The 24650-nt window shown below is 45.2% G+C and carries 28 protein-coding genes; all 28 read left to right on the forward strand.

The genetic code is table 11. The features are described 5' to 3' along the window. The first annotated feature begins 5 nt into the window (after positions 1–5). The 28 genes from fliG (at position 6) to AC506A_RS02815 (ending at position 24649) form a co-directional block, all read left to right on the forward strand. Positions 6–1007 (forward strand): flagellar motor switch protein FliG, encoded by a 1002-nt coding sequence (gene fliG / locus AC506A_RS02680; protein WP_495460956.1) that lies wholly within the window; start codon positions 6–8, stop codon positions 1005–1007. Beyond that, positions 1000–1827 carry a FliH/SctL family protein gene (locus AC506A_RS02685; protein WP_495459438.1) on the forward strand — a complete coding sequence of 276 codons (828 nt, stop codon included), beginning with the start codon at positions 1000–1002 and terminating at the stop codon, positions 1825–1827. Before fliG ends, AC506A_RS02685 begins: the two co-directional genes overlap by 8 nt. After that, positions 1817–3151 (forward strand): flagellar protein export ATPase FliI, encoded by a 1335-nt coding sequence (gene fliI, locus AC506A_RS02690; protein WP_495459439.1) that lies wholly within the window; start codon positions 1817–1819, stop codon positions 3149–3151. The genes AC506A_RS02685 and fliI overlap by 11 nt, the downstream gene beginning before the upstream one ends. A 9-nt stretch (positions 3152–3160) precedes the next feature. Then, entirely contained in the window at positions 3161–3607 is a 447-nt protein-coding gene (gene fliJ, locus AC506A_RS02695; RefSeq protein WP_495459440.1) for a flagellar export protein FliJ, read from the forward strand. Between the two features lie 52 nt (positions 3608–3659). Beyond that, complete coding sequence (locus tag AC506A_RS02700; RefSeq protein ID WP_495459441.1) at positions 3660–4568, forward strand: MotE family protein; 909 nt, start codon at positions 3660–3662, stop codon at positions 4566–4568. A 30-nt stretch (positions 4569–4598) separates the two neighbouring features. Further along, positions 4599–6098 carry a flagellar hook-length control protein FliK gene (locus tag AC506A_RS02705; protein ID WP_495459442.1) on the forward strand — a complete coding sequence of 500 codons (1500 nt, stop codon included), beginning with the start codon at positions 4599–4601 and terminating at the stop codon, positions 6096–6098. Between the two features lie 56 nt (positions 6099–6154). Continuing rightward, complete coding sequence (locus tag AC506A_RS02710; protein ID WP_495459443.1) at positions 6155–6613, forward strand: flagellar hook capping FlgD N-terminal domain-containing protein; 459 nt, start codon at positions 6155–6157, stop codon at positions 6611–6613. Beyond that, positions 6606–6983, forward strand: a complete 378-nt coding sequence (locus tag AC506A_RS02715) for a TIGR02530 family flagellar biosynthesis protein (protein WP_495459444.1) — start codon at positions 6606–6608, stop codon at positions 6981–6983. The genes AC506A_RS02710 and AC506A_RS02715 overlap by 8 nt, the downstream gene beginning before the upstream one ends. A 117-nt stretch (positions 6984–7100) precedes the next feature. Beyond that, positions 7101–7928, forward strand: a complete 828-nt coding sequence (gene flgG / locus AC506A_RS02720) for a flagellar basal body rod protein FlgG (protein WP_495459445.1) — start codon at positions 7101–7103, stop codon at positions 7926–7928. Positions 7929–7984: 56 nt separating this feature from the next. Next, positions 7985–8212: a flagellar FlbD family protein gene (locus AC506A_RS02725; RefSeq protein WP_495459446.1), complete on the forward strand. Its 228-nt coding sequence runs from the start codon at positions 7985–7987 to the stop codon at positions 8210–8212. Beyond that, positions 8209–8691 (forward strand): flagellar basal body-associated FliL family protein, encoded by a 483-nt coding sequence (locus tag AC506A_RS02730; protein WP_495459447.1) that lies wholly within the window; start codon positions 8209–8211, stop codon positions 8689–8691. The genes AC506A_RS02725 and AC506A_RS02730 overlap by 4 nt, the downstream gene beginning before the upstream one ends. Before the next feature lie 45 nt (positions 8692–8736). Then, positions 8737–9738 carry a flagellar motor switch protein FliM gene (fliM, locus tag AC506A_RS02735; RefSeq protein ID WP_495459448.1) on the forward strand — a complete coding sequence of 334 codons (1002 nt, stop codon included), beginning with the start codon at positions 8737–8739 and terminating at the stop codon, positions 9736–9738. Then, positions 9728–10969, forward strand: coding sequence for a flagellar motor switch phosphatase FliY (gene fliY, locus AC506A_RS02740; protein WP_495459449.1), 1242 nt, complete (start codon positions 9728–9730; stop codon positions 10967–10969). The genes fliM and fliY overlap by 11 nt, the downstream gene beginning before the upstream one ends. Before the next feature lie 20 nt (positions 10970–10989). Further along, on the forward strand, positions 10990–11352 hold the full coding sequence (locus AC506A_RS02745; protein WP_090637619.1) for a response regulator: 363 nt from the start codon (positions 10990–10992) through the stop codon (positions 11350–11352). A 4-nt stretch (positions 11353–11356) separates the two neighbouring features. Further along, the gene (locus AC506A_RS02750; protein WP_495459450.1) at positions 11357–11968 is read left to right on the forward strand and encodes a flagellar biosynthetic protein FliO; all 612 of its coding nucleotides are present in this window, start codon (positions 11357–11359) and stop codon (positions 11966–11968) included. Beyond that, complete coding sequence (gene fliP / locus AC506A_RS02755) at positions 11965–12723, forward strand: flagellar type III secretion system pore protein FliP (protein ID WP_495459451.1); 759 nt, start codon at positions 11965–11967, stop codon at positions 12721–12723. Before AC506A_RS02750 ends, fliP begins: the two co-directional genes overlap by 4 nt. A 24-nt stretch (positions 12724–12747) precedes the next feature. Continuing rightward, positions 12748–13017: a flagellar biosynthesis protein FliQ gene (fliQ, locus tag AC506A_RS02760; RefSeq protein WP_495459452.1), complete on the forward strand. Its 270-nt coding sequence runs from the start codon at positions 12748–12750 to the stop codon at positions 13015–13017. A gap of 11 nt (positions 13018–13028) precedes the next feature. Then, the gene (gene fliR, locus AC506A_RS02765; RefSeq protein ID WP_495459453.1) at positions 13029–13817 is read left to right on the forward strand and encodes a flagellar biosynthetic protein FliR; all 789 of its coding nucleotides are present in this window, start codon (positions 13029–13031) and stop codon (positions 13815–13817) included. Between the two features lie 17 nt (positions 13818–13834). Continuing rightward, the gene (gene flhB / locus AC506A_RS02770; protein ID WP_495459454.1) at positions 13835–14926 is read left to right on the forward strand and encodes a flagellar biosynthesis protein FlhB; all 1092 of its coding nucleotides are present in this window, start codon (positions 13835–13837) and stop codon (positions 14924–14926) included. Positions 14927–14956: 30 nt separating this feature from the next. Next, a complete protein-coding gene (flhA, locus tag AC506A_RS02775) occupies positions 14957–16990 on the forward strand; it encodes a flagellar biosynthesis protein FlhA (RefSeq protein ID WP_495459455.1) in 2034 nt (677 codons plus the stop codon). Beyond that, a complete protein-coding gene (gene flhF, locus AC506A_RS02780) occupies positions 16987–18315 on the forward strand; it encodes a flagellar biosynthesis GTPase FlhF (RefSeq protein WP_495459456.1) in 1329 nt (442 codons plus the stop codon). The genes flhA and flhF overlap by 4 nt, the downstream gene beginning before the upstream one ends. Next, complete coding sequence (locus AC506A_RS02785) at positions 18315–19184, forward strand: MinD/ParA family protein (RefSeq protein WP_495460957.1); 870 nt, start codon at positions 18315–18317, stop codon at positions 19182–19184. Before flhF ends, AC506A_RS02785 begins: the two co-directional genes overlap by 1 nt. 29 nt (positions 19185–19213) lie before the next feature. Beyond that, a complete protein-coding gene (locus AC506A_RS02790; protein WP_495459457.1) occupies positions 19214–20521 on the forward strand; it encodes a protein-glutamate methylesterase/protein-glutamine glutaminase in 1308 nt (435 codons plus the stop codon). Positions 20522–20568: 47 nt separating this feature from the next. Next, positions 20569–22635, forward strand: coding sequence for a chemotaxis protein CheW (locus AC506A_RS02795; protein WP_495459458.1), 2067 nt, complete (start codon positions 20569–20571; stop codon positions 22633–22635). 14 nt (positions 22636–22649) lie between these two features. Then, positions 22650–23111, forward strand: coding sequence for a chemotaxis protein CheW (locus tag AC506A_RS02800; RefSeq protein WP_495459459.1), 462 nt, complete (start codon positions 22650–22652; stop codon positions 23109–23111). Positions 23112–23116: 5 nt separating this feature from the next. Then, positions 23117–23734, forward strand: coding sequence for a chemotaxis protein CheC (locus tag AC506A_RS02805; RefSeq protein ID WP_495459460.1), 618 nt, complete (start codon positions 23117–23119; stop codon positions 23732–23734). After that, the gene (locus AC506A_RS02810) at positions 23731–24225 is read left to right on the forward strand and encodes a chemotaxis protein CheD (protein ID WP_475779552.1); all 495 of its coding nucleotides are present in this window, start codon (positions 23731–23733) and stop codon (positions 24223–24225) included. The genes AC506A_RS02805 and AC506A_RS02810 overlap by 4 nt, the downstream gene beginning before the upstream one ends. 1 nt (position 24226) lies before the next feature. Beyond that, positions 24227–24649: a hypothetical protein gene (locus AC506A_RS02815; RefSeq protein ID WP_495459461.1), complete on the forward strand. Its 423-nt coding sequence runs from the start codon at positions 24227–24229 to the stop codon at positions 24647–24649. Position 24650 lies beyond the last annotated feature (1 nt).

Here is a 24650-nt window from a genome sequence, read left to right on the forward strand (position 1 = left end):
CAAGGATGCATGGATTCAGTGGTCGTCAGAAAGCGGCAATATTGTTAATTTCGCTTGGACCTGAAGTTTCCGCTCAAATCTTCAAACATTTGAGAGAAGAAGAAATTGAACAGCTGACACTTGAAATTGCAAATGTTCGTAAAGTCGATACGCTGGACAAAGAAACGATATTAAATGATTTTCATCAAATCTGTGTTGCACAAGAATATATTTCACAAGGCGGTATTACCTATGCTCGTGAAATTCTGGAGAAGGCGCTTGGCGAAAGCAAGGCAATGGAGGTCATCAATCGCTTAACTGCTACATTGCAAGTTCGTCCATTCGATTTTGCCCGCAAGGCGGAAGCGAGCCAAATTCTCAACTTCATTCAGAACGAGAATTCGCAAACGATCGCATTGGTACTTTCTTACTTGCAAGCAGAGCAAGCTTCTCAGATTCTTTCTTCGTTACCGCAAGAGAAGCAAGCTGAGGTTGCTCGTCGAGTAGCGCTTATGGACAGCACTTCACCGGAAGTTATTTCGCAAGTGGAACGTATTCTCGAACAGAAGCTTTCAGCTACCGTTACTCAAGATTACACAAGTGCTGGCGGTATTGAATCAATTGTTCAAATATTAAATGGTGTCGATCGCGGTACAGAGCGTACCATCCTGGATGCACTTGAAATTCAAGATCCGGAGCTTGCAGAAGAAATCAAGAAAAGAATGTTCGTTTTTGAAGATATCGTCAATATCGACAACCGCTCGATCCAACGCATTATCCGCGATATCGAGAATGCCGATCTGCAGCTTGCGCTTAAAGTTGCGAGCGAAGAAGTTCGGGAAGCAATCTTCCGCAACATGTCCAAGCGAATGGCAGAAACGTTCAAAGATGAAATGGAATACATGGGACCTGTCCGGCTGCGTGACGTTGAGGAAGCTCAAACGCGTATCGTAGCAACAATCCGTAGACTCGAAGAGTCCGGTGAAATCATCATCGCCCGTGGTGGAGGGGATGATATCATTGTCTAAGTTGTACAAATCTTCGCATGTCATTTCCGTAGAAGATTTAAAGCGGCTTGAATGGTATAACAAGTATATTCAAACGCCTGCTTTTGACGAACATCAAAGCGAGCCTGCAGGGCCAAGTGAGGAAACACTTACCATGCGAGATCAAATTCTTGACGATGCTGAACAATTCGCTATGCAGCGCATTCAAGAGACAGGCGAGCAGATTGAGTCGATGCACGCAGAGGCTAACGCCCAAATTGACCAATGGTGGTTAGAACGTCGTCTGCAGGACGAGCAACTGATGGAACAAATCCATCATGAAGGTTTCCAGCAGGGCTACCAAGAAGGCAAGGCACAAGCCGAAGCCGATGTGCAAGCGCAATGGGAAGTGATGCTGACTGAAGCCAGATCGATTCTCGATTCTGCCTATGAAACAAAGGAACAAATCATTCAAGAAGCGGAACCGTTCGTCGTTGCGCTCAGCACGGCAATTGCAGAGAAGATCATTCAGAAGCAATTGACGATTGATCCGAATTGGTCACTTGATATTATTCGTAAGTCGCTAGAACGGCGCAGAGAGCAGGGTGTAATCACATTGTGCGTTTCCCCTTTGCAGCTAACGTTCGTACAAGCGGCACGTGAAGAATTATCACTCGTCATCGATTCTCAAGCCGAATTACAAATTGTGCCAGATGTTTCGGTCAAGGAATTCGGTTGTGTTATCCGCTCCTCCTTTGGCAGCATCGATGCACGAATTGATACACAGTTGACTGAAATAAAACGTGAACTCATCCAATTAGCACACCAAGCGGATGAACAAGGAGCAGCTGATGACTACTAATAGGTTGGATGTAGATCGCTACATTGAACATTTACGTCCAATCGATCCCGTTCGCGTCAATGGTAAAGTCACACAGGTTATCGGTTTGACCGTTGAATCCGAAGGACCTGACGCCAGTATCGGCGATGTTTGCTTAATTTATCCGGCCAAATCTACTAAACCGCTTAAAGCGGAGGTAGTCGGGTTCCGCAATAACAAAGTAATTCTAATGCCGCTTGGCGAGCTTCAATCGATTGGCCCTGGCTGCGACGTCGTTGGTACTGGTAAGCCTTTAACTGTACAGGTTGGTTCTGATCTGCTAGGTAAAGTACTAGACGGTCTCGGACAGCCGTTAGACGGTTCTTACATCTCGAGTCGAATGCCGCATCACTCTACACATAATCTGCCGAGCAACCCTCTTTCAAGACCGAGAGTAAAGGATCCTCTCAGCATTGGTGTTCGAGCGATCGATGGATTGTTAACAGTTGGGCAAGGTCAGCGCGTTGGGATATTTGCAGGCTCCGGTGTAGGGAAGAGTACACTTCTCGGGATGGTTGCAAGAAACACTTCCGCTGACGTCAACGTGATTGCACTGATCGGTGAGCGCGGTCGTGAGGTTCTTGAGTTTATGGAGAAGGATCTTGGTCCCGAAGGACTGGCTCGCTCTGTCGTAATTGTTGCAACCTCTGATCAACCGGCTTTAATTCGTATTAAAGGCGCGCTTATCGCCACGACCATTGCGGAATATTTCCGTGATCGAGGACTGAATGTAATGCTTATGATGGATTCTGTAACACGTTATGCAATGGCTCTTCGCGAAGTAGGCCTAGCCATCGGCGAACCTCCTGCAACTAGAGGCTACACGCCTTCTGTGTTTGCAAACCTGCCTAAGCTGCTGGAACGTGCTGGAACGGGTGAAAGAGGCTCAATTACTGCATTTTACACGGTTCTGGTTGATGGTGACGATATGAATGAGCCTATTGCAGACGCTGTTCGCGGTATTTTGGACGGACATATCGTGCTCAGTCGTGCTTTAGCCCATAAAGGACATTTTCCAGCAATTGACGTGCTTCAATCGATTAGCCGGGTCATGAAGGAAATTGTACCCGAAGAGCAGCAAGAGGCAGCGAATGAACTGAAACGTTTGCTCTCCATTTATAAAGATTCGGAAGACCTTATCAATATTGGGGCGTACCAACGCGGTTCAAATGAAAAAATTGATCAAGCAATCGATTCTATCGAAAATATCTGGTCCTTTACTCGTCAGAAAACGAACGAAAAGGTTGGCTACGAGGAATCAAAAGAGAGGCTCATTCGCGATTTTTATACCTCAAACGGGAGATGAACTAGCTAGATGGCACGATTTCGCTACGCCTATCAAAAAATCGTCGACTTAAAAACAAGCGAAAAATCGCAAGCAGAATGGCAACTATCCGTCGTCGTCGGTGAACTTCAGAATGAGGAGCAATCACTCCTGAAGCTTCATCAGGATCGAGCCGAATGGAGTGACCGTTTACAGCTTTCATCGAATCAAGCTGTGACGCTTTCAGAGCTGATGGTGATCCAAGAGTACATTAATTATCTGGATATTTGTATTAAACAGAAAATGATGGATATCAAGAGAGCTGAAGCTGCCGTCGAAGTGAAACGTAATGAATTGTCTGAGCGAATGAAAGACGAGAAGGTTTGGCAGAAATCGAAGGATAATGCGCGCCAGCGTTTCCAAGCCGACATGTTGCTTGTCGAGCAGAATGAGTTAGATGAAATGGCATCTGTTCGATTCATGTACGCAGTGCACTAACAGTTGAGACGTTTTGCGAATCGGGAGCCAATACCCGAGGGAGGGACTTATTTTGGCGGATTTGGATATGGAAAAGCAAGGCTACAGCGGGTTTGAACGATTTATGTTTTTTGTAACTCCGATCTTGTTTACACTCATTCTTCTTGGAGTACTGGTCACTTTATTTAATTTCGACTTGCGAAATAAGGCACTTGAAATTGGGAATACTGTTCCATTCTTAAACAAAGTGCTGCCGGAGCCTGTGTCTGATGAGAATGCATCTGTTGTGGATGAAGGGAAAATCAAAACGGAAAATACGACTGCTAAGATTAGCGAACTGCGGGCGCAATTGACTGTTAAAGAAACCGAGCTCAGCAAGGCTGTAGATGAGAAAACAAGATTATCGCAGCAGCTTAAAGATCTACAAGCTCAAGTAGAGCAGCTCAAGCAAGATGGAACGAAGAAGGCGCTTGAGGATGCCGAGTACCAGAACCAAATTAATGAGCTTGCTGCCATGTATGGCAAGATTACGCCAAGCAAAGCGGCACCAATTCTTGAAAGCATGGAAATGGATGAAGCGGTGCTCGTGTTGGACGCCATGAAACCGGATGATCGTGTTCTAGTACTTGAGAAGATGAATCCTAAGAAAGCTGCTGAAGCCACTGTTAAGTTGAAAGATGTAAAAACAGCTAAGGATCGTCAAATTGCCGCGCTGCAAGCCAGAATCAAGAAACAAGATTCCGCAGTTTCGCAACCAGAGATCGTACTTAGCAAAGCACAGCTCAACACTACTTTCTCGACAATGGATCCAGCAAGTGCAGGTGAGTTACTTCTTAAGATGGCGGATGTGAGTCCAAGTAAAGTATTACGTATTTTAAACGCTGTAGATGATGCATCCCGTTCCAAAATTATTGCGGAAATGTCGGGATTGAACAAAGATATTACAGCACAATTAGTTTCGAAACTCATGCTTGGCAAATAATGTTATTTAATAAAGGAGGTGAAAAATAAAATGCAAATGTCAGTATCAAATGCTTCATCCAGTGCCAGTGCGCCTACTTCGGTATCAGGATGTACATCTGCTGCTAAAGGGGCGGATGGCAGTGAGTTTAACCAGACTTTAGTTCAGACACTTGCTGGTAATGGAACGGGTTCTACTCCTGCTCAAACTTCAAAAGATGGAGTCGTTGTTGCACAGTTGCCATTGAATTCCCTAACAGCTCTGCTGGGGGAAAATGTATCTTCTACTGAATTACTAACTGCTATTGAAGAGCTTCTAAAGAAGCTTGATGAAGCAGACACAGAAGAGTTGGCTCAAACGACATCAGAAAGTAGTTTAAGCGACGCTTTGGCCCAGTTAGACAATTTACTGAGTATGCTATCCGGTGTGCCTGCGGCACAACCAATACTGCCGCTTACAGGAAATCAAACAACGGACAATAGCAATCAAGGCGAAAGCGAATCAAATGGTGGTAACAACCAACTGCTTAGTATCATTGCAGGATTGAATAATGGTCAAACGTTAGTGGCCAACATTCAAAGCCAGGCGGCACAAACGACTTCAGAATCTTCGAGCGTGGAGTCAGTCAATCTGGAAGAAATCTCTGTATTGAAATCAGGTTTACTGGATGCATTATCCGATTTGCGTTCACTCTTGCAAAAGCAAAAAGGGAACGCGTCAGATCGAGACCAAAATGTATTGGTTAGTAAGCAATTGATTGCAATCGAACAATTGATCAATGGGAAGAAACTTGAGTCGGCAGCCAATTTAGGCGCACAGCCATCAGATCAATCGAATGAGATCGATTCCATCCCAGCGCTGCAAACAATGCCTGTAACAAACAATCATCTTCAGCGCATGGCACACCAGTTCCTTCATGTAGGTTTGTTGAAAGCAGTAGCCAAGCCTGTAGATGAGCAGCTCGAAGCTGATTCTATGCAGACATTATCCGAGCCAAACAGTATCAATTTAGCGCTATTAGCTGGTAATCAAGAATTGCAGCGCCAAGCACTAACATCAACGAAGCAACTGGTTCAACAACCTGTTCCAATCCAGCAATTTGCTTCGACCATTCAGAAGATGGTTGTGGGTCAGTTCAATGTAACGGCAAGCAATGGCATGTCCAATGCACAATTGACGCTATTTCCTGAACATCTAGGTCAAGTAAATGTCAACCTGTCGATGCATAACGGCACATTGACTGCGCAATTCATGACAGATACTGTATCTGCAAAGGATATGCTTGAGAATCAAATGGCACAGCTTCGTTCCGCACTGCAATCACAGGGGGTACAAGTTGAGAAGCTTGAGGTAACGCAATCGTCTGTACTGCCGAACATGTTCCAAGATCGACAAGGTCAAAGCGGACAAGACAAAGGGACTTCCAAACGTCAATCCAGCGATGAAGCGATCGGTGAAATTGATTTTGATGCCGATCTGGAAGAATTAACGATGGAACAAGCGGTTGACCGTGATCTAGGCTTAGGCCGAGGCATTCATACGAGAGCATAACCATTCACGGTTATGGATGTTAACGATGAACCTATAGATCGGAGGTGACGAGAAAAATGTCCGGTGATAATATTTCTACCCGTAACGTCTGGCCTTATTACAGCGCTAGCAATGTACAAGCAGCAGCAGAGAAGAAGGCGGACACTTCCCTTGGCAAAGATGAATTTCTGCGGATTCTTGTAACCCAGTTGAAAAATCAAGATCCCATGCAGCCTTTACAGGATAAGGATTTCATCGCGCAAATGGCTCAATTCTCATCTGTCGAGCAGTTGGTAAATATGTCAGATCAGTTAACGCTGCTCCGTCAAAACCTTGGAATGGCTTCCAGCATGATCGGTAAGGAAGTTCAGTGGTATGAATATGCCGATACAGGTGAGATGCTTGCAGTAACTGGTAACGTTGATTCCATTATTATCAAAGATAAAGCGCAATACGCAAGAATCGGTGAAAAAGATATTAAACTGGATGACATCGTATCGATCGCTGATGAAGGCGGTGAAGAATCCAATGGATGATATCTTGAAGATCGGACATTTACGATTAACCGGAAATAGTCAACTTCGTAAACCGAACCAGCAAGAAAGCACCGCAGCAAGTACGGCATCGTTTAAAGAGGTGCTGGACCGCAATGTGCTTAAATTCAGCAATCACGCAGAACTACGTATGGCGCAGCGCGGTATCACTTTCAAACCTGAAACGATATCCAAAATCGTGAGCGCAATCGATCAGGCTGCTGCAAAAGGTGCGAAGGATTCGCTCGTCGTTTATCGCGACATCGCGATGATTGTCAATGTTCCAAGTCGTACTGTCATCACTGCATTGGATGGCAACTCACTCCAAGGCAATGTATTCACCCAAATCGACAGTGCAGTCATTGTTTCTTAATCGGCTGGACCTTCTTATTGGAAGCCGAAGAGTCGTGGATCGACTGAAGCGACTCGCACGATAGACTTCTTGCAAGGCAGATTAACTGTACTTACACCACTAGGAGGTTGACAATTCATGTTAAGATCAATGTACTCTGGCGTTTCCGGCATGCGTGGTTTTCAAACGAAGCTTGACGTCATCGGCAATAATATCGCGAACGTAAATACAGTAGGTTTTAAAGCAGGCCGCGTTATGTTCAAAGATATTCTAAGTCAAACGGTTTCAGGTGTAACACGTCCTGAAGAAGGAACGACTGGCGGCGTCAATGCGAAGCAGGTAGGCCTTGGTGTTGCTATTGCTTCAATTGACACGATTCACACACCTGGTAGTGCAATGACTACGAATGTTCCTACAGACGTTCGAATTGATGGTGATGGATTCTTCGCAGTTTCTCCATCGGCGGACGGTGCTGAAGCTCCTTATCTAACGCGCGCAGGAAACTTCACGCTCGATGCAGCGGGTCAGCTCGTGAATGGCGACGGCATGTTTGTATTGGATTCTAATGGTGGACCGATTGTACTAGATCCAGCTGAGGTTAAATCCTTTACGATCTCTCAAGATGGCTCGATCATTTCGGTAGGAGCAGACGGTCAAAGCCAACCATCAGGTTTCCAGCTTGGCGTCGTGAAAGTAACAAACCCGAACGGTCTTGAGAAAATCGGCGGCAACCTTTACCGGATGACGCCAAATGCGAACGTTGACGGCGAAGTAGTTATGACTACAGCTGGTGACGCTGAAGCAGGTACAGGTGCTATTATTGCGGGTCAGCTCGAAATGTCCAATGTCGATTTGACATCAGAATTTACCGAAATGATCGTTGCACAACGCGGCTTCCAAGCTAACTCACGTATCATTACGACTTCAGATGAAATTCTGCAAGAGGTTGTTGGCTTAAAACGATAGGTGAATAACCGAGGGGGAGGCTAGCCTGCCTCCCTGCTAGTTTAAGGAGGAAGCCCATGATTGCTGTGAAGCGTTTAAACGGAAAAACATTACATATTAACGCGCTCCTTATTGAGCTAGTTGAAGAAACGCCGGATACACTGATTACATTGACAACTGGAAAAAAAATATTGGTTTTGGAGAAAGCCGATGAAGTCATTGCCTCCATACAGTCGTATCTTCGCTCAATAGGCGTTTATGCGGCTTCCATTAAGAGTGAACAATCGGAGGGACCCTCGACATGAAAAAAATGCTGCCATGGCTGATTACTATTTTACTAGCCATCACACTAATTGCTATTGTAGCCGTTATTTTATACAACTCCGTAATGGGCGGCGACGACGCGAAAGACGCTGTCGGCGAAGCGGCCAACAATGCGGAAGCCGTAAAAGTAGTCAAGCTTACTGCGGATGAGCGGGTGAAATTGACCAGTGAAATTGCGGATATTAAAACAAACCTAGCGGACCCGGAATACATCGCGGTTCTGGGGCTTGCTTTTCAACTAGATGAGAAATCGACGAAAGAAGATTTCGATAAAATTAAAGACATTCAAATCAAACCTATCATTATTCGAACGCTGTCCGACATGAAGCCTGATCAAGTTAAAGGCTCTGCCGGTAAAGACGAGCTGTGCGCGAAGCTGCTGAATTTAATCAATCAGGAGCTGCCTGAAGGCAAGCTCATTAAGGTAGAGGTAACAAACTTTATCGTGACGACGCTGTAGTCAATATTTTGCAACATGACGCATTCCTTGAAGGGGGTGAAATAATTGGTTGATGTTCTGTCGCAGAACGAGATTGATGCGTTGCTCGCTGCTCTATCATCCGGTGAAATGGATGCTGAAGAATTAAAAAAGGAAGATACGCAGAAGAAAATTCGTGTCTATGAGTTCAAACGTGCGGTCCGTTTCTCCAAGGATCATATCCGAAGCTTAACTCGGATACACGAAAACTTTGCGCGATACTTGACCACCTATTTCTCAGCGCAGCTTCGTACATTCGTTCAAATTAGTGTCGTTCAAGTTGAACAGCTGCCCTATGACGAGTTTATCCGCTCCATTCCGAAGATGACCATTCTGAATATTTTCGAGGCTGAGCCTCTAGAAGGCAGAATGGTGCTTGAGGTCCATCCGAACGTTGCATACGCTATGCTGGATCGACTACTGGGCGGGCAAGGCTTAGCGCCTTCCAAGATTAACGCACTGACTGAAATTGAAACGAATATTATGGAGCGCATTTTCAGCAGAGCGTTTGAGAGTTTACAAGAAGCTTGGAAGACTATTATTGACATTTCGCCTAGGATGGAAGCACTTGAAACGAATCCGCAGTTCATGCAGATCGTTTCACCGAATGAAACAATCGCACTGATTTCGCTTAGTACGAAGATTGGTGATACAACGGGGATGATTAATTTATGTATCCCACACGTCGTAATCGAGCCAATCATGCCAAGACTTTCTGTTCACCATTGGTTCGTGTCACAGAAGAAGACAAGGGCGCCAGAGGAAGTAGAGGTCCTGAAGCAGCGCGTAAGTAAAGCTAAGCTTCCAATCGTATGTGAGCTTGGTCAGTCCAGTATATCGATTCGTGAATTTTTAGGTCTTTCGGTGGGGGATGTCATATCGCTCAGTAAACCAATAGATCAAGGGCTTGATATTAAGGTTGGGGATAAGCGGAAATTTATCGGCAGCCCAGGGTCGATTAAAGATCGTATGGCCGTTCAAATTGATGAAATCCTCACTGAAGGAGTGGAAGAAGAGTATGACGAGTAAAGATTACTTATCACAAGAAGAAATCGATGCCTTGCTGCGTCAGACTTCCGATGAGCCCGATATGCCGGAGCCATTTAACCGGGAGCAAGAATTAAATAATTATTTGAGCTCAATCGAACAGGATGCACTTGGTGAAATCGGTAATATAACATTCGGAAGTGCAGCAACAGCACTTTCGACACTGCTTGGTAGGAAAGTTGATATTACAACACCGAAAGTATCCTTGATTAGACGCAGTGAGCTTGATGATGAATTTCCAAAGCCTCATGTAGCCGTATCTGTTAGCTATGTTGATGGTTTCCAAGGAATCAATTCACTCGTCATCAAAACGAAAGATGCTCAGACCATTGCGGATCTGATGCTTGGCGGCGAAGGGAAGCTGCTTGGTTCAGAGTTGAATGAAATCCATATCAGTGCCGTGCAAGAAGCAATGAATCAAATGATGGGCTCTTCCGCTACATCGATGTCGACCATCTTCAACCGTTTTGTAAACATCTCACCACCGGGTATCGATATTCTGGATATTCATAATGGATCAGGCGTTGAGAAGCTGCCGCCGGACGATCTCTTCATTAAAGTATCGTTCCGTTTGGCGATTGGTGACTTGATCGATTCAACCATTATGCAGCTGCTGCCGATTTCTTTTGCGAAAGAGATGGTAGACACGCTCATGGGGGGCACTTCTGCTGCTGAGCCTACACCTGCTCCAGCGCCAGCGCCAATACATACGCCTGTAGCAGCTGCACCTGTATCTGTTCCGGCACCTGTGCATACGCCGCCTCCGGCTTATATACCGGAACCGCCTGCAGCTCATATGCCGCCGCCAGCTGCCTATATGCAGCCACCGATGCCGCAATATGCAGCAGCGCCGGTTGGGCCTCAAACCTATGGTGCCGCAGCGAACCGGAATGTGAATGTACAGCCTGTGCAATTCGCTAATTTTCAAGGCGCGCCGTATGTACAGACAGATGATTCAAATTTAAATTTATTACTCGACATACCGCTTAAGGTCACAGTAGAATTAGGAAGAACTCAGAAGCAAATCAAGGATATTCTTGAATTGTCACAGGGTTCAATCATTGAGCTGGACAAGCTGGCAGGGGAACCGGTTGATATTTTGGTCAATAACAAACTAATCGCCAAAGGCGAGGTTGTCGTTATTGATGAGAATTTCGGTGTTCGTGTCACTGATATCGTAAGCCAATGGGATCGTATCCAAAAATTACAATAACACCTTAGGGGGAAGAAACAATGGCAAATCGCATTTTGATCGTAGACGACGCAGCATTTATGAGAATGATGATCCGCGACATACTTACTAAAAACGGATATGAAGTTGTAGGGGAAGCACAAGACGGTGCACAAGCAATTGAGAAATATAAAGAATTGAAACCGGATCTTATTACAATGGATATCACGATGCCGGAGATGGATGGAATCGTAGCTCTGAAAGAAATCAAGAAGATTGATGGCAATGCAAAAGTTATTATGTGTTCCGCTATGGGACAACAAGCTATGGTTATTGATGCTATCCAAGCCGGTGCAAAAGACTTCATTGTTAAACCATTCCAGGCTGACCGCGTAATTGAAGCGATCAAGAAAACGCTAGGTTAATAGAATGAAGGTTTTGAAGGGTGTTCGACTTGCTGCTATGGCTGTCTCCGGCTGGCTTTTGACAGCAAGTCTTGCGTCAGCAGAGATAAGCGGTGATGAGGATAAACCGGTAATCGGAACGAGTGTCGGGTACTACATCTGGGTCATCATTGCGCTCATGCTAGTCGTCGGACTAATCATACTCGTTATTAAGTGGCTTTCCAGTCGTAATCGTGGTTGGGGGACCAATCGGGCGCTTCGTTCTCTAGGAGGCATTCCACTTGGTCAGAATAAATCGTTGCAAGTGGTTGAACTCTCCGGCAGAGTTTATGTTGTAGGTGTTGGTGAAGATATAACCCTGCTCGATAAGATCGATGATCCAGAAACGGCATCAGCTATCTTGGAAGCTATTGAACAGCAGAACGGTCGTACATGGAACACACCGACTTTGACGGATGTTATCAGTCGATTCCGTAGAAACAACAAAGCTGAAGAGCCTGCTAGCGAGCCTTGGCAATCTGCAACTTCATTCAAAGAGCTGCTCAAAAACGGGATGATGCGTCAGTCTGATCAGAAGCAGAAGGTAGAAGAGCTGCTTAAAGAGCAAAATCAAAATGATCGGTTGTTGGATGAATGAACAAAAAACTATTACTAGCGGTTGCAGCTTTTCAATTGTTCACCCTATTGTTTCACTCCCATGCCTTTGCAGAGCCGCTGCCTAATGTCAGCGTAAGTATTGGTGGTGACAGTGGCAGTGAAACTCCTGGAACAAGCGCGCTTTCCCTATTGCTGATGATTACCGTTTTAAGTGTGGCTCCGGCCATTCTCGTATTAATGACAAGCTTTACACGAATCGTCATCGTACTCGGTTTCGTTCGAACTTCCCTCGGAACGCAGCAAATGCCTCCGAATCAAGTTTTGATCGGACTTGCGATGTTTCTCACTTTCTTCATCATGTCGCCAACCTTAAGTGCAGTTAATCAAGTGGCTCTTCAACCCTATCTCAAAGGTGAATTGACTCAAACCGAAGCGCTGAGTAAAGCCGCTGTACCGATGAAGCGATTTATGATGAAGCAAACGAGAGATAAGGATTTATTGTTATTTCTGAAATATACGAAGACAGAGAAGCCGAAGTCCATTGAGGATGTTCCAATTACAATTATGGTTCCGGCTTACGCACTAAGCGAGCTTCGAACTTCCTTTCAGATGGGATTCATGATATTCATTCCGTTTCTTATTATCGACATGGTGGTCGCCAGTACGCTCATGGCGATGGGGATGATGATGCTTCCACCAGTTATGATCTCACTACCGTTTAAGATTTTACTTTTCGTTCTGGTAGATGGCTGGTATCTGATCGTCAAGTCGTTGTTATTAAGCTTTAATCCGTAGGTTCTGTCAGGAGGGAGTACAAGCATGAGTACTGACTTCATCATCGCCTTAGCTGGACAGGCTGTATATACGGTACTGAAAGCCAGTGCGCCAATGCTCTTAATCGGACTTGTAGTAGGTCTTCTCGTTAGTATTTTCCAAGCTACTACACAGATTCAGGAGCAGACACTAGCATTCGTTCCTAAGGTGGCGGCTGTGCTGCTTTCTATCTTGTTATTCGGGCCGTGGATATTGAATACGCTGGTCGATTTCACTTACAACCTGCTGAATAACTTGTATAAATACATCGGATAGGCTGTGGGTCGATGGAGTTGTTTCTTCAAGGATTCCCTATTTTTTTGCTTATTTTTTGTCGAATAACAGCGTTTTTCGTCGTAGCGCCAATTTTTTCGACTCGAAATGTGCCGAATACATTTAAATTGGGATTCTGTTTTTTTATATCACTGCTCGTTTTCTTAACTTATGGCCTCAAACAAACGATCGTCCCCGACGCTGACTATGTATTAGCGATCATTCGAGAGATTCTGGCAGGTGCCTTGCTCGGATTTGCAGCCTATCTATTTTTTACAATTGTAAATACGGCAGGAAGCTTGATTGATATGCAGATGGGCTTTGGTATGGCCAACGTTATTGACCCAATGACAGGTGTTTCTGCTCCGCTTATGGGTAACTTCAAAGGGATGATCGCAACTCTCGTTTTCTTGTCGATAAATGGTCATCATTACTTGCTTTCCGCTTTACTTCAAAGTTATGAATGGGTTCCTCTAACGAATACGCTGTTTGCCCACGTCAGTAGCGGTAGCATATCCAGTTACTTGACCGGAATGTTCGGACAAACATTTTTGCTTGCCGTTCAGATGTCAGCACCATTAGTTGTCACGATGTTCTTAACGGATGTTGGGCTTGGATTTCTTGCGCGGACAGCGCCGCAATACAATGTGTTTGTCATTGGGATCCCGATTAAGATTTTAGTCGGCTTTCTCATGTTGGCTGTTATGATGCCAGGTCTGGTCATCCTGTATGAGCACGTGTTTGAACAGATGTTCACTGCCATGCGGAAGCTATTCGACATTTTACAAGGTCCTGCAGCTTAGGTAGGAGGGCAGTATTTATGGTTAAGTATCGTTGGACGCTCGACCTACAGATGTTCAATGGTGAGAAAACAGAGCGTGCAACACCGAAGAAAAGGCAAGATGCTCGTAAGAAAGGTCAAACGGCCAAAAGCCAAGAAATTCCGGCTGCACTGATTCTATTCTTCATTTTTCTAAGTTTTATCATGATGGGTGATTACTACAAGGTTCGACTGATGCGTATTTTTGGACTGATATTAGAACAGAAGCTCTTGATGCAAGTGACGACGGAAAACATCGTTGCGTTGTTTTCTGATTTGATGCTGCAGGGCTTGATGTTACTAGCGCCAATATTTGCGATCGCTGTACTCATCGCGATATTGGGAAATTACGCACAGATCGGAATTATGTTTACCGGTGAGCCACTCTTGATGAAATTCAGTAAAATCAGTCCATTAAAAGGTTTTAAACAAATTTTCTCTATGCATTCGGTAGTCGAGTTTGTGAAAAATATTTTGAAACTGCTTCTCATTGGATTCATGGTCTATTGGATTTTACGAAGTGAGCTTGATGTCATTATGCAGCTCGCAACAGTATCGATTAGCGGAATCTTTAGCATCATTGCAAAAATAACCATAAATCTTGGCTTATATATTGGTGCCATACTAGCCGTACTAGCCATGTTTGATTACATGTACAAGCGTTACGAGCACGAGAAGAGCTTGAAGATGTCTAAGCAAGACATCAAGGACGAATATAAGAAATCTGAAGGTGATCCGCTCATTAAAGGCAAAATTCGAGAGCGGCAGCGCCGGATGGCTCTGCAACGAATGATGCAGGATGTACCTAAGGCTGACGTCGTCATTACAAATCCTACCCATTTCGCTATCGCCATTCAGTATGAAGGTTCGAAAATGGAAGCCCCTAAAGTAATCGCAAAGGGGATGGATTATGTGGCCCTTCGCATTAAAGAGGTGGCAAAGGAAAACGGCGTAATAATGATGGAAAACAGGCCGCTTGCCAGAGCGTTATACGATCGAACGGAAATCGGCGATTCGGTTCCCGTTGACCTATTCCAGGCTGTGGCTGAAGTACTGGCATATGTATATAAGATCAAAAAGAAAGTGAAATAATCTATATTTATCTACGGAGGAGGGAACGTCATGAAGGCTAGAGACCTGACCATACTAATCGGGATCATCGGCATCGTTCTTATGATGGTCATTCCGATTCCACCAGCTTTGCTTGACGTGCTCCTAATTGTGAACATTTCAATTGCGCTTATCATTTTGCTTATCGCTATGAATACGCAAGATGCATTGGAATTTTCCATATTTCCAGCATTGCTGCTCATCACAACCTTGTTTCGTTTAGCACTAAACGTTTCAACCACGCGGAATATTCTACAGCATGCACATGCCGGTAAGGTAGTTGAAACCTTTGGTAATTGGGTAGCCGGTGGTCAAATTGCAATTGGTTTCGTTGTTTTTCTAATTCTTGTTGTTGTTCAGTTCCTCGTTATCACCAAAGGCTCGGAACGTGTCGCAGAGGTTGCTGCAAGGTTCACATTGGATGCGATGCCCGGTAAACAGATGAGTATCGACGCCGACTTGAATGCTGGCCTCATAAACGAAGTACAAGCTAGAGAGCGCCGTAAAAAAATCGAACGCGAAGCTGATTTCTACGGTTCGATGGATGGTGCCAGCAAATTTGTTAAAGGGGATGCCATTGCATCCATTATCATTCTCATTATTAACCTGCTTGGCGGATTTGTAATCGGGATGTCGATTCATGGCATGAGTTTTTCGGATTCCTTACATACCTTCTCCGTTCTAACTATCGGTGATGGACTTGTCAGTCAAATTCCTGCTCTGTTGATTTCGACAGCAACAGGTTTAATTGTCACCCGTGCTGCATCTGACGGTAACTTGGCACATGATGTTACTACTCAGCTGTTTCGTTATCCGAAACTGCTCTACATTGTAGCAGGTACAATTACACTGCTCGGAGTTGGAACGCCAATCGGACCGATTGCGACTTTACCTTTTGCAGCAATCATTTCGTATGGTGCCTATCGGATGCAAAAATCGCTTTCGAAAGAGCAAGAAGCACAAGAGCTTCTTGTGGAAGAACAGGAAATTGAAGAGGTTCGAAGCCCCGAAAGTGTAATCAGCTTGCTGCAAGTTGACCCGATTGAATTTGAATTTGGTTACGGTTTGATCCCACTTGCCGATACGCAGCAGGGGGGGGATTTGCTGGATCGGATTATCATGATTCGTCGACAATGTGCACTCGAACTTGGGCTTGTCGTTCCCGTCATTCGGATTCGAGACAATATCCAACTAAAACCGAATGAATACATCATTAAGATTAAAGGTAATACGGTAGCGCGAGGAGAGCTTCTGCTCAATCACTATCTTGCGATGAGTCCTGGATTTGAAGATGAATCCGTTATCGGTATAGAGACAATAGAGCCGGCCTTCGGTTTACCGGCCATTTGGATTGATGAGGCAACAAAAGAGAGAGCTGAGCTGACAGGTTATACGGTGGTGGATCCTCCGTCTGTTGTTGCGACTCATTTGACAGAGCTGATAAAACGTCATGCGCATGAGCTGATCGGGCGCCAAGAGACGAAAGCACTTGTGGACAATGTTAGAGAGTCATACCCTACTTTGGTTGACGAACTCATTCCGTCTATTCTAAATGTCGGTGAAATCCAAAAGGTACTGTCAAAACTGCTGCGTGAGAAGGTATCCATTCGTAATATGGTAACGATTTTCGAAGCACTTGCGGATCATGGATCCTACACGAAGGATACGGATATTCTGACCGAGTATGTTCGTCAGGCACTATCTAGACAGATTACTCAGCAATTCTCCCAGAATGGGGATATGCTTCGCGTAATAACAGTTGGACCAACACTAGAGAAGAAGATTGCTGAATCGGTTCAAAGTTCTGATCAAGGCAGTTACTTGGCACTTGACCCAGTCTCGACTCAAACAATCTATCAGAAGTTGAATGAACAGGTAAACAAACAGATTCAATCCGGCAATCAGCCGATCGTGCTCGCTTCACCTACCATTCGCATGTATTTAAGACAAATCGTAGAACGTACGATGCATGATGTCCCTGTTCTATCGTATAGCGAGCTCGAGCCAAGTATTGAAGTACAAAGCATTGGAGTGGTGAATCTATGAAGGTAAAGCGTTATGTAGTAAATGCATTACCCGAAGCGCTGCCGATGATTCGCAATGATCTTGGTGTAGATGCCATAATTTTGAATACGAAAGAAATTCGAGTTGGTGGATTTCTTGGTATGTTCGGCAAGAAGCAAACCGAGGTTATTGCGGCAGTTGAGGCGGGGGGTAAAGTAGCTGCTTCTCCTAAGTTACCGGCTCGCACTCAACCGACTATGCAGCCAGTGGTTTCTCCGGCAACAATGGCTTCAATTGCTTCAATGGCATCAGCAGCTGTCGCAGAGCGTGAGACCGCAAGAGAAGCAATGGTAAGACAGGCAGCTACAGTTACTATGGTGCCAGAATTGCTGGAGCTGCCTCGGGTATCACCGGCATCCATCTATGAAACAAGATCACAAGTACAGCAATCAAGTGTTGAAAAACCGAAGCCTCTGTTGACAGAAGAGGAATTGATTTCTGAGATCCGAGATATGAAGCAATGGATTGTAAGAATGTCGAAACAGCAGAAGCTGGAAACAAGGCCTGAAGCATTGCAAGCTTTACAGGATCGGCTATTGGATCAAGAAGTCAGCCAGAAGTTGATTGACAAATTAATTGAGCAAATAGAAGAAAAGCTGGAAGCTTCTGATTTATCGAGTCAAACGACTGCAATTGATCGATTGACCGTATGGCGTATTGCCGAGGAGACACTTCTAGATTGGCTCAAAGAATTTGAAGCCAGTGTTATTGGAAGAGATACGCAGGTTATCCATTTCGTAGGTCCAACTGGCGTTGGGAAGACGACATCTATTGCTAAACTGGCTGCTGAACAAACGTTGAAATCAGGTCGTAAGGTAGGATTCATCACATCGGATACTTATCGAATCGCCGCGGTCGATCAATTGAGAACGTATGCTACGATTTTGAATGTACCTCTGGAGGTAGTATTCTCGCCATCGGAAGTTGCTAGAGCTTTCAAACAGCTTGAAGATCGCGAACTAATATTTATGGATACAGCAGGGCGTAACTTCCGCAATGAGCTTTATGTGTCTGAAGTAAACAGTTTGCTCCAATCCGATCGTCGCTCGGAAACGTTCCTCGTACTCAGCCTAACCGGCAAATTTGCCGATATGTCGAGCGTTGCTGAGAATTTCGCCAAATACGGTATTAATCGAGTGCTTTATACCAAACAGGATGAGACGAACGCAAGTGGAGCCATTCTCAATTTGGCTATAGAACAAGGACTCCGTCCTACATACATTGCATACGGTCAAACGGTTCCTGATGATATTACCACATTCAAGGTTTCTAGTTATGTTTCGCAATTGCTGGGGGATTCCCAATGATAACTGACCAGGCGGAAGCACTGCGAAATTTAGTGCGCAATCAAGAACAGAAGAATGAAGGACGCACTACCAAAGTCATAACGGTGACAAGCGGCAAAGGCGGCGTTGGTAAATCTAACTTTAGTCTGAATTTCTCGCTTGCACTGCAGCGGGTAGGACAGAAAGTTCTCATATTCGATGCCGATATCGGCATGGCCAATATCGATGTGTTAATGGGTGTGTCGTCGCCCTATAACCTCTATCATCTCTTAAAACAAGAGAAAACGATTTGGGAGATCATACAAGAAGGGCCGCAAGGTGTTCATTTTATTGCAGGCGGGTCGGGATTTAAAGATCTTCTTGATTTATCTGCTGCGCAGCTGGACTACTTCGCTGAACAAATTAGCCGACTGCATGGTCAGTATGATGTTATTTTGTTCGATACCGGGGCTGGGCTCTCAAAGGAAACGGTGAAGTTCATCACTGCTGCCCAAGAAACCATCGTCGTTACGACACCTGAGCCGACCTCGATTACGGATGCTTATGCACTAATTAAGATGGTCACGGCAATGGAACATGATGTCAAATTTAAACTGATTGTGAATCGGGCAATCGATAACAAGGAAGGCAACGCAACCGCAGACAAAATCGGTCTCGTGGCACAGCGTTTTCTAAATATTGAACTGCCGGTGCTTGGCATTTTGCCGGATGATCCCAATGTAACAAAGGCTGTAAAGAAACAAATTCCTTTCGCTATAGCATATCCGAGTACTGAAGCGTCGAAGTCGATCTTGGAAATTGCCAAGCGATTCGTTGACGTTCCTCAAACTCCTGCCGCCGCGAATAGCGGTGTCAAAGGATTTCTACATAAGATGTTCAGACTATCATAATAATCCTTTGAATCGAGGAGGGCACATCGATGAATGCGATTTCGCGTGTATTGGTTGTAGATGATTCTGCTTTTATGCGGAAAATTCTGTGTGATTTGATCGCTGTTGATCCCCAATTTGACATTATTGCAACAGCTAATAATGGCCGCGAAGCAATCGAGGCTGTACGGACGCTTAAACCGGATGTCATTACGATGGATTTAGAAATGCCGGAGATGAATGGGCTAGAGGCGTTGGAGCGTATTATGCGAATTCATCCGGTACCGATTATCATGCTCTCCAGCATAAGCGATGATGGAACTAGAGAGACCATTAAAGCACTGCAGAATGGCGCTTTTGACTTTATCCGCAAGCCTTCTGGGCCAATGTCTCCTGATATTCATACCGTCGGCGAGCAATTGCTGGAGAAACTTCGAATCGCTGTACTCACGAATAGACATTCTTACTTATTCCAGCCATCGAAACCGGCTCCGGCACCGAAAAAGCCAAGTATCGCTAAGGCGAAGCCGACGACAGTCAGCTTTGAATCAGCACCTATGTTAAAGGACGAGCTTTCGCTGAAGCCAGTACAACCGCAATTGGAAGAGTTTACAAATCTTCGTGAAATGAAGCCTGTTGCCAAAGATAAGGTTGAGAAACCAAAGCCTTCGATTGAGGCAAACAAGCGCGCCATTAAGAAGGAAGCTGAACCATTCTTGTCAACAGTGGATCAAGAAATGGAATCGGCCATTAAGCCGAATAAACCTGTGAGGTCCAGAAACTTCAAGCATTTAGTCGCGATTGGAACTTCTACTGGTGGACCACGTGCCCTTCACGAAGTCATAACGACTCTGCCTATCGACTTCCCGGCTCCTGTACTGGTTGTTCAGCATATGCCTCCTAAGTTTACTCGATCATTGGCACAACGGCTCGATACGTTTAGTTCGCTGCATGTTACAGAGGCTGTACATGGCGAACGTGTTGAAGCTGGCGTCGTTTACATTGCGCCGGGCGGTTATCATATGGAGCTTGTCAAAGAAAGCGGAGGCTATTCGATCAAACTATCCGAAGAAGCACCGCGCGGCGGACATCGACCTTCCGTCGATACAATGTTCGAATCCTGCGCTGCATTCCCGGAATTGCGCAGACATGCGGTCATTATGACTGGCATGGGGAGCGATGGAGTAAAAGGGATGAAAGCTCTTAATGATAGCGGAGCAGAAACTGCTATTGCCGAATCGGAAGAGACTTGTGTCGTCTACGGAATGCCGCGTTCCGCAGTAGAAGCAGGCGTCGCAAAGTCTATTGTGCCGCTTAGACAAATAGCAAACGCAATAAACCATGCCGTCAGAAAGTAAAGCATACATTTTCGCATGGCAACCATTTATACAGGAGGTGCATGAAAATGGATATGAACGCTTATCTATCAATGTTTATCGATGAATCAAATGATCATTTGCAGTCATTAAATGAAAATTTATTGAAACTTGAAAGCGCTCCGGAAGACATAAGCGTCGTTCAAATCATTTTCCGCTCTGCCCATACATTAAAAGGCATGTCAGCGACCATGGGCTTCGAAGATCTCGCGTCGCTAACGCATGAGATGGAGAATGTACTTGATCTTGTCCGCAATAACAAGCTCAAAATGGATAATTTCATTTTTGATACGTTGTTTAAGAGCCTTGATGCACTTGAATCTATGGTGCAAGACATTATCGGAGGCGGTACGGGTAAGGCAGATGTTACAGCCATCGTTGCTTCGTTGCAAACCATCGTGAAAGCTGATTACAAAAGCGAGCAACACACTTCCGCTTCTGCGGCGGCAGCAGGTGGCAGCAATGGAGATGGAACGGTCTTAGATGAGTTCCAAAGCTCTATTCTTCTGCAATCTATCGATGCGGGTCATTCTGTCTATCATGTCGTCGTGACTGTTCGCGAGGATTGTGTGCTAAAAGCAGCACGGGCTTATATGGTATTTGACTTCTTGGAACGAAGCGGCGAAATTGTTAAATCCACGCCAAGCGTACAAGAGATCGAGCAAGAAAAGTTCGATCGCTCATTCACCGTATTTACAATCGCCAGCATCTCGGAAGACGAATTGCGTAAAGGAATCGAATCGGTTTCTGAAATCGAAGGTGCAGCAATTACACAGCTGGATCGTGAATCGTTGCAGCAACTGTGCGGAGCAGCAGCTCAGAGTGCGTCTGTTGCTTCAGCGAGTCCGGTTCACGCAGCCCAAGGTGAAGTGAATGCCGCTAGATCGCAGACAGCAGCAGCGACAACAGCACCTGCGCAGGCAGCAGCAGCAACCGGTGGAAATGTTTCTCGCACGATTCGTGTAGATATCGAGCGGTTGGATGCATTGATGAATCTATTCAGCGAGCTGCTGATTGACCGAGTAAGGCTCGAACAACTTGCAAGCGAGATCCGCCGTAATGAACTGACCGAAACTGTAGAGCACATGACTCGTGTTAGCAGTGATTTACAGAATATTGTATTGAAACTGAGAATGGTTCCGGTGGAATCCGTATTTAATCGCTTCCCTCGGATGATTCGCGATCTTGCCAAGACGCTTGATAAGAAAGTGGATCTCATCATATCAGGTGCAGATACAGAGCTAGATCGTACTGTTATCGACGAGATAGGTGATCCACTCGTTCACTTGCTTCGTAACTCGCTGGACCATGGCATCGAACCGATTGCAGATCGTATTGCAGCAGGGAAGTCGGAAACGGGCATTGTTCATCTCCGTGCTTTCCATAGTGGCAATCATGTCTTCATTGAAGTAGAAGAAGACGGCCGCGGAATTAATAGAGAGAAAGTGAAACAAATTGCCATTAAGAACGGAGTTGTTTCTGCTGAGGAAGCAAAACGTTTAACAGACAGCGAAATTAACATGCTGATCTTCGCAGCAGGCTTCAGTACGGCAGATAAAATTTCCGATATTTCCGGTCGTGGTGTTGGACTTGATGTCGTGAAATCTAAAATTACTTCGCTAGGCGGTCATGTCAGTGTAGATTCCGAACCTGGTAAAGGTACGAAATTTTCGATACAACTACCTCTTACGCTTTCGATCATTTCTGCCATGCTCGTTAAGCTAGGATCGGAGAAATATGCAATTCCGCTTTCATCCATCGTTGAAACGGGAATCGTTCCACGGGAGCAAATCCGTAAAATTCACGGTAATCGCATGATTGATTATCGCGGATCACTTATTCCTCTCATCTCTCTTAGTCAAGTACTGGATGCAAAGTCCTTCTTAGAGGAAGAAGAGCATGAGACGGAGATTGTCGTCATTCGTAAAGGCGATAAAACTTGCGCAATTACGGTGGACGAATTTATCGGTCAAAGTGAGATCGTATTAAAGTCGCTCGGCAAATATTTAACGAATATAGAAGCAATCTCCGGTGCAACCATTCTTGGTGATGGACAAGTTGCCTTGATCGTCGATCCAAACGCGCTCATTAAATAAAGGAGGGATTACGTATGGCTGAGGAAATTAAGGTTATCGTATTTGGCCTGGCACATGAAGAGTATGGAATTGAAGTAGAAAAGGTACGCACGATTGAGCGTATGATGCCGATTACACGCGTTCCCAAAACACCGTCTTTCATAAAAGGTGTCATTAATCTACGAGGTGTTGTTCTACCTGTCATCGATCTTCGCGGTCGCTTTAGCTTGCCGGAATCAGAAGAAACAGAAAGCTCTAGAATCATCATCGTTGCCGTCGATGATTTGGAAGTCGGATTTATTGTGGATTCGGCAAACGATGTCATCGATATCGATCCGGATGTTATCGATTCGCCTCCAGAAGTTGTAGGTGGCATAAAGGCTAAGTACTTACGTGGTGTAGCAAAAATCGGAGACAGCCGATTGCTTATCATGCTTAACCTTTCCGAAGTGCTCAATAAGAGCGAAATTATTCAACTGGAACAGCAAGAGGTTTAAGCAGCGTGAACCCATTAGATTCGCTAGAAGCATTCAAGCTTGATGTATTGAAGGAAGTCGGGAACATCGGTGCGGGCAATGCAGCAACGGCGCTTTCTAGACTTCTGGACAAGCCTGTCGATATGAATGTTCCCACTGTCAGTTTAATCCCCTTCGAGCAGGTTGCTGATCGAGTAGGCGGATTTGAACAAGTCGTCATCGCTGTGTTCCTTCGGGTTGAAGGTGACGCACCGGGTAATATGTTCTTCTTAATAGAGGAGCATTCTGCGAAGAAATTATTACGTAATTTGCTTTCCATCCCAGTGTCAGAAGAAGGATATTCCGAAATGGAATTTTCCGCACTAGCTGAGATCGGTAACATACTAGCAGGTTCTTATTTATCATCTTTGGCCGATTTCACGCAGTTGTACATGTCACCAACTGTCCCTGCCATCGCAATCGATATGGCTGGTGCTATCTTGAGTTATGGACTTGTTCAATATGGTGAAATGGGCGATTCCGCGCTGTTAATCGATACCACGTTTCTTGAAGGTCGGGAGGAACTTGCAGGTCATTTCTTCCTTATTCCGGATCCGGAATCGTTTGGTAAAATATTTAGCGCTTTAGGAGTGCCTAACGAATGATGCAGGAAAATCTCGTGAAAGTGGGCATGGCTGACCTTCAGATTGCACTGAATGGTGCAATCTTGAAAACAACGGGTCTTGGGTCATGTGTAGGCTTGACTTTGTTTGACGAACGCTCGAAGGTGGCAGGCATGGTGCATGTGATGCTGCCCTCCTCCGAGATTGCAAGAGAGGCTCCGATCAATATCGCAAAATATGCAGATACCTCGGTTCCTCATTTGATTGGGCTAATGAAGCAAGCAGGCGCTGAACCGAGAAGACTCGTTGCCAAAATGGCAGGCGGCGCGCAAATGTTCGCTTTCACAACAAACAGTGATTCGATGCGGATTGGTCCGCGTAATGTCGAGTCCTGTAAAGAGATGCTGCGTCAATTTTCGATCCCGCTTTTGGCGGAAGATACCGGAGCAAATTACGGTAGGACGATTGAATTTAACAGTCTAAGCGGTGTACTAGTAATACGCAGTGTGCAGCAAGGAGTAAAGGAGATTTAGCATGGTAGGGTCTTGGCGCTGGAATGTCTTCCTTGGAGTAGGCGGCAGTTTACTTACATTATTATTCTCGCTTGGCAGCAATGGGATGGCGGTGACTAGCCTCCGATGTTTATACGCTTTTCTAACCTTCTTTGTTCTTGGCTTTCTATTTCGCGCTTTAGTGGCACTTATTATGACTCCAAAGGTTCAGGCTTTTTCACAGTTAGACGGTGACGAATCGAAGGGGAATTCAGTTGATTATGCAACACCGGATCAAAGTGATGAGTTGAACAGTTTGTTGAGAAGTCAGTTGGATGGAAACCAAGTGCTTGAACCAAGCGAAGGTGCGATCTTTCAACCGCTGACACCTCCCAAATTAGTATCAACTCAGAACCGAGAGCCTGAAGAATTGGCTAAAGCAATACGTCACCTAACAGGAGGGTGAG

The sequence above is a fragment of the Paenibacillus sp. N22P23 genome (genome assembly GCF_059383735.1).

Bases quoted from the DNA above. Each gene is read 5' to 3' on its own strand.
- fliG (WP_495460956.1), top strand. From the start codon at position 6: ATGCATGGATTCAGTGGTCGTCAGAAAGCGGCAATATTGTTAATTTCG.
- fliI (WP_495459439.1), top strand. From the start codon at position 1,817: ATGACTACTAATAGGTTGGATGTAGATCGCTACATTGAACATTTACGT.
- fliJ (WP_495459440.1), top strand. From the start codon at position 3,161: ATGGCACGATTTCGCTACGCCTATCAAAAAATCGTCGACTTAAAAACA.
- AC506A_RS02705 (WP_495459442.1), top strand. From the start codon at position 4,599: ATGCAAATGTCAGTATCAAATGCTTCATCCAGTGCCAGTGCGCCTACT.
- AC506A_RS02710 (WP_495459443.1), top strand. From the start codon at position 6,155: ATGTCCGGTGATAATATTTCTACCCGTAACGTCTGGCCTTATTACAGC.
- AC506A_RS02715 (WP_495459444.1), top strand. From the start codon at position 6,606: ATGGATGATATCTTGAAGATCGGACATTTACGATTAACCGGAAATAGT.
- flgG (WP_495459445.1), top strand. From the start codon at position 7,101: ATGTTAAGATCAATGTACTCTGGCGTTTCCGGCATGCGTGGTTTTCAA.
- AC506A_RS02725 (WP_495459446.1), top strand. From the start codon at position 7,985: ATGATTGCTGTGAAGCGTTTAAACGGAAAAACATTACATATTAACGCG.
- AC506A_RS02730 (WP_495459447.1), top strand. From the start codon at position 8,209: ATGAAAAAAATGCTGCCATGGCTGATTACTATTTTACTAGCCATCACA.
- fliY (WP_495459449.1), top strand. From the start codon at position 9,728: ATGACGAGTAAAGATTACTTATCACAAGAAGAAATCGATGCCTTGCTG.
- AC506A_RS02745 (WP_090637619.1), top strand. From the start codon at position 10,990: ATGGCAAATCGCATTTTGATCGTAGACGACGCAGCATTTATGAGAATG.
- AC506A_RS02750 (WP_495459450.1), top strand. From the start codon at position 11,357: ATGAAGGTTTTGAAGGGTGTTCGACTTGCTGCTATGGCTGTCTCCGGC.
- fliP (WP_495459451.1), top strand. From the start codon at position 11,965: ATGAACAAAAAACTATTACTAGCGGTTGCAGCTTTTCAATTGTTCACC.
- fliQ (WP_495459452.1), top strand. From the start codon at position 12,748: ATGAGTACTGACTTCATCATCGCCTTAGCTGGACAGGCTGTATATACG.
- fliR (WP_495459453.1), top strand. From the start codon at position 13,029: ATGGAGTTGTTTCTTCAAGGATTCCCTATTTTTTTGCTTATTTTTTGT.
- flhB (WP_495459454.1), top strand. From the start codon at position 13,835: ATGGTTAAGTATCGTTGGACGCTCGACCTACAGATGTTCAATGGTGAG.
- flhA (WP_495459455.1), top strand. From the start codon at position 14,957: ATGAAGGCTAGAGACCTGACCATACTAATCGGGATCATCGGCATCGTT.
- flhF (WP_495459456.1), top strand. From the start codon at position 16,987: ATGAAGGTAAAGCGTTATGTAGTAAATGCATTACCCGAAGCGCTGCCG.
- AC506A_RS02790 (WP_495459457.1), top strand. From the start codon at position 19,214: ATGAATGCGATTTCGCGTGTATTGGTTGTAGATGATTCTGCTTTTATG.
- AC506A_RS02795 (WP_495459458.1), top strand. From the start codon at position 20,569: ATGGATATGAACGCTTATCTATCAATGTTTATCGATGAATCAAATGAT.
- AC506A_RS02800 (WP_495459459.1), top strand. From the start codon at position 22,650: ATGGCTGAGGAAATTAAGGTTATCGTATTTGGCCTGGCACATGAAGAG.
- AC506A_RS02810 (WP_475779552.1), top strand. From the start codon at position 23,731: ATGATGCAGGAAAATCTCGTGAAAGTGGGCATGGCTGACCTTCAGATT.
- AC506A_RS02815 (WP_495459461.1), top strand. From the start codon at position 24,227: ATGGTAGGGTCTTGGCGCTGGAATGTCTTCCTTGGAGTAGGCGGCAGT.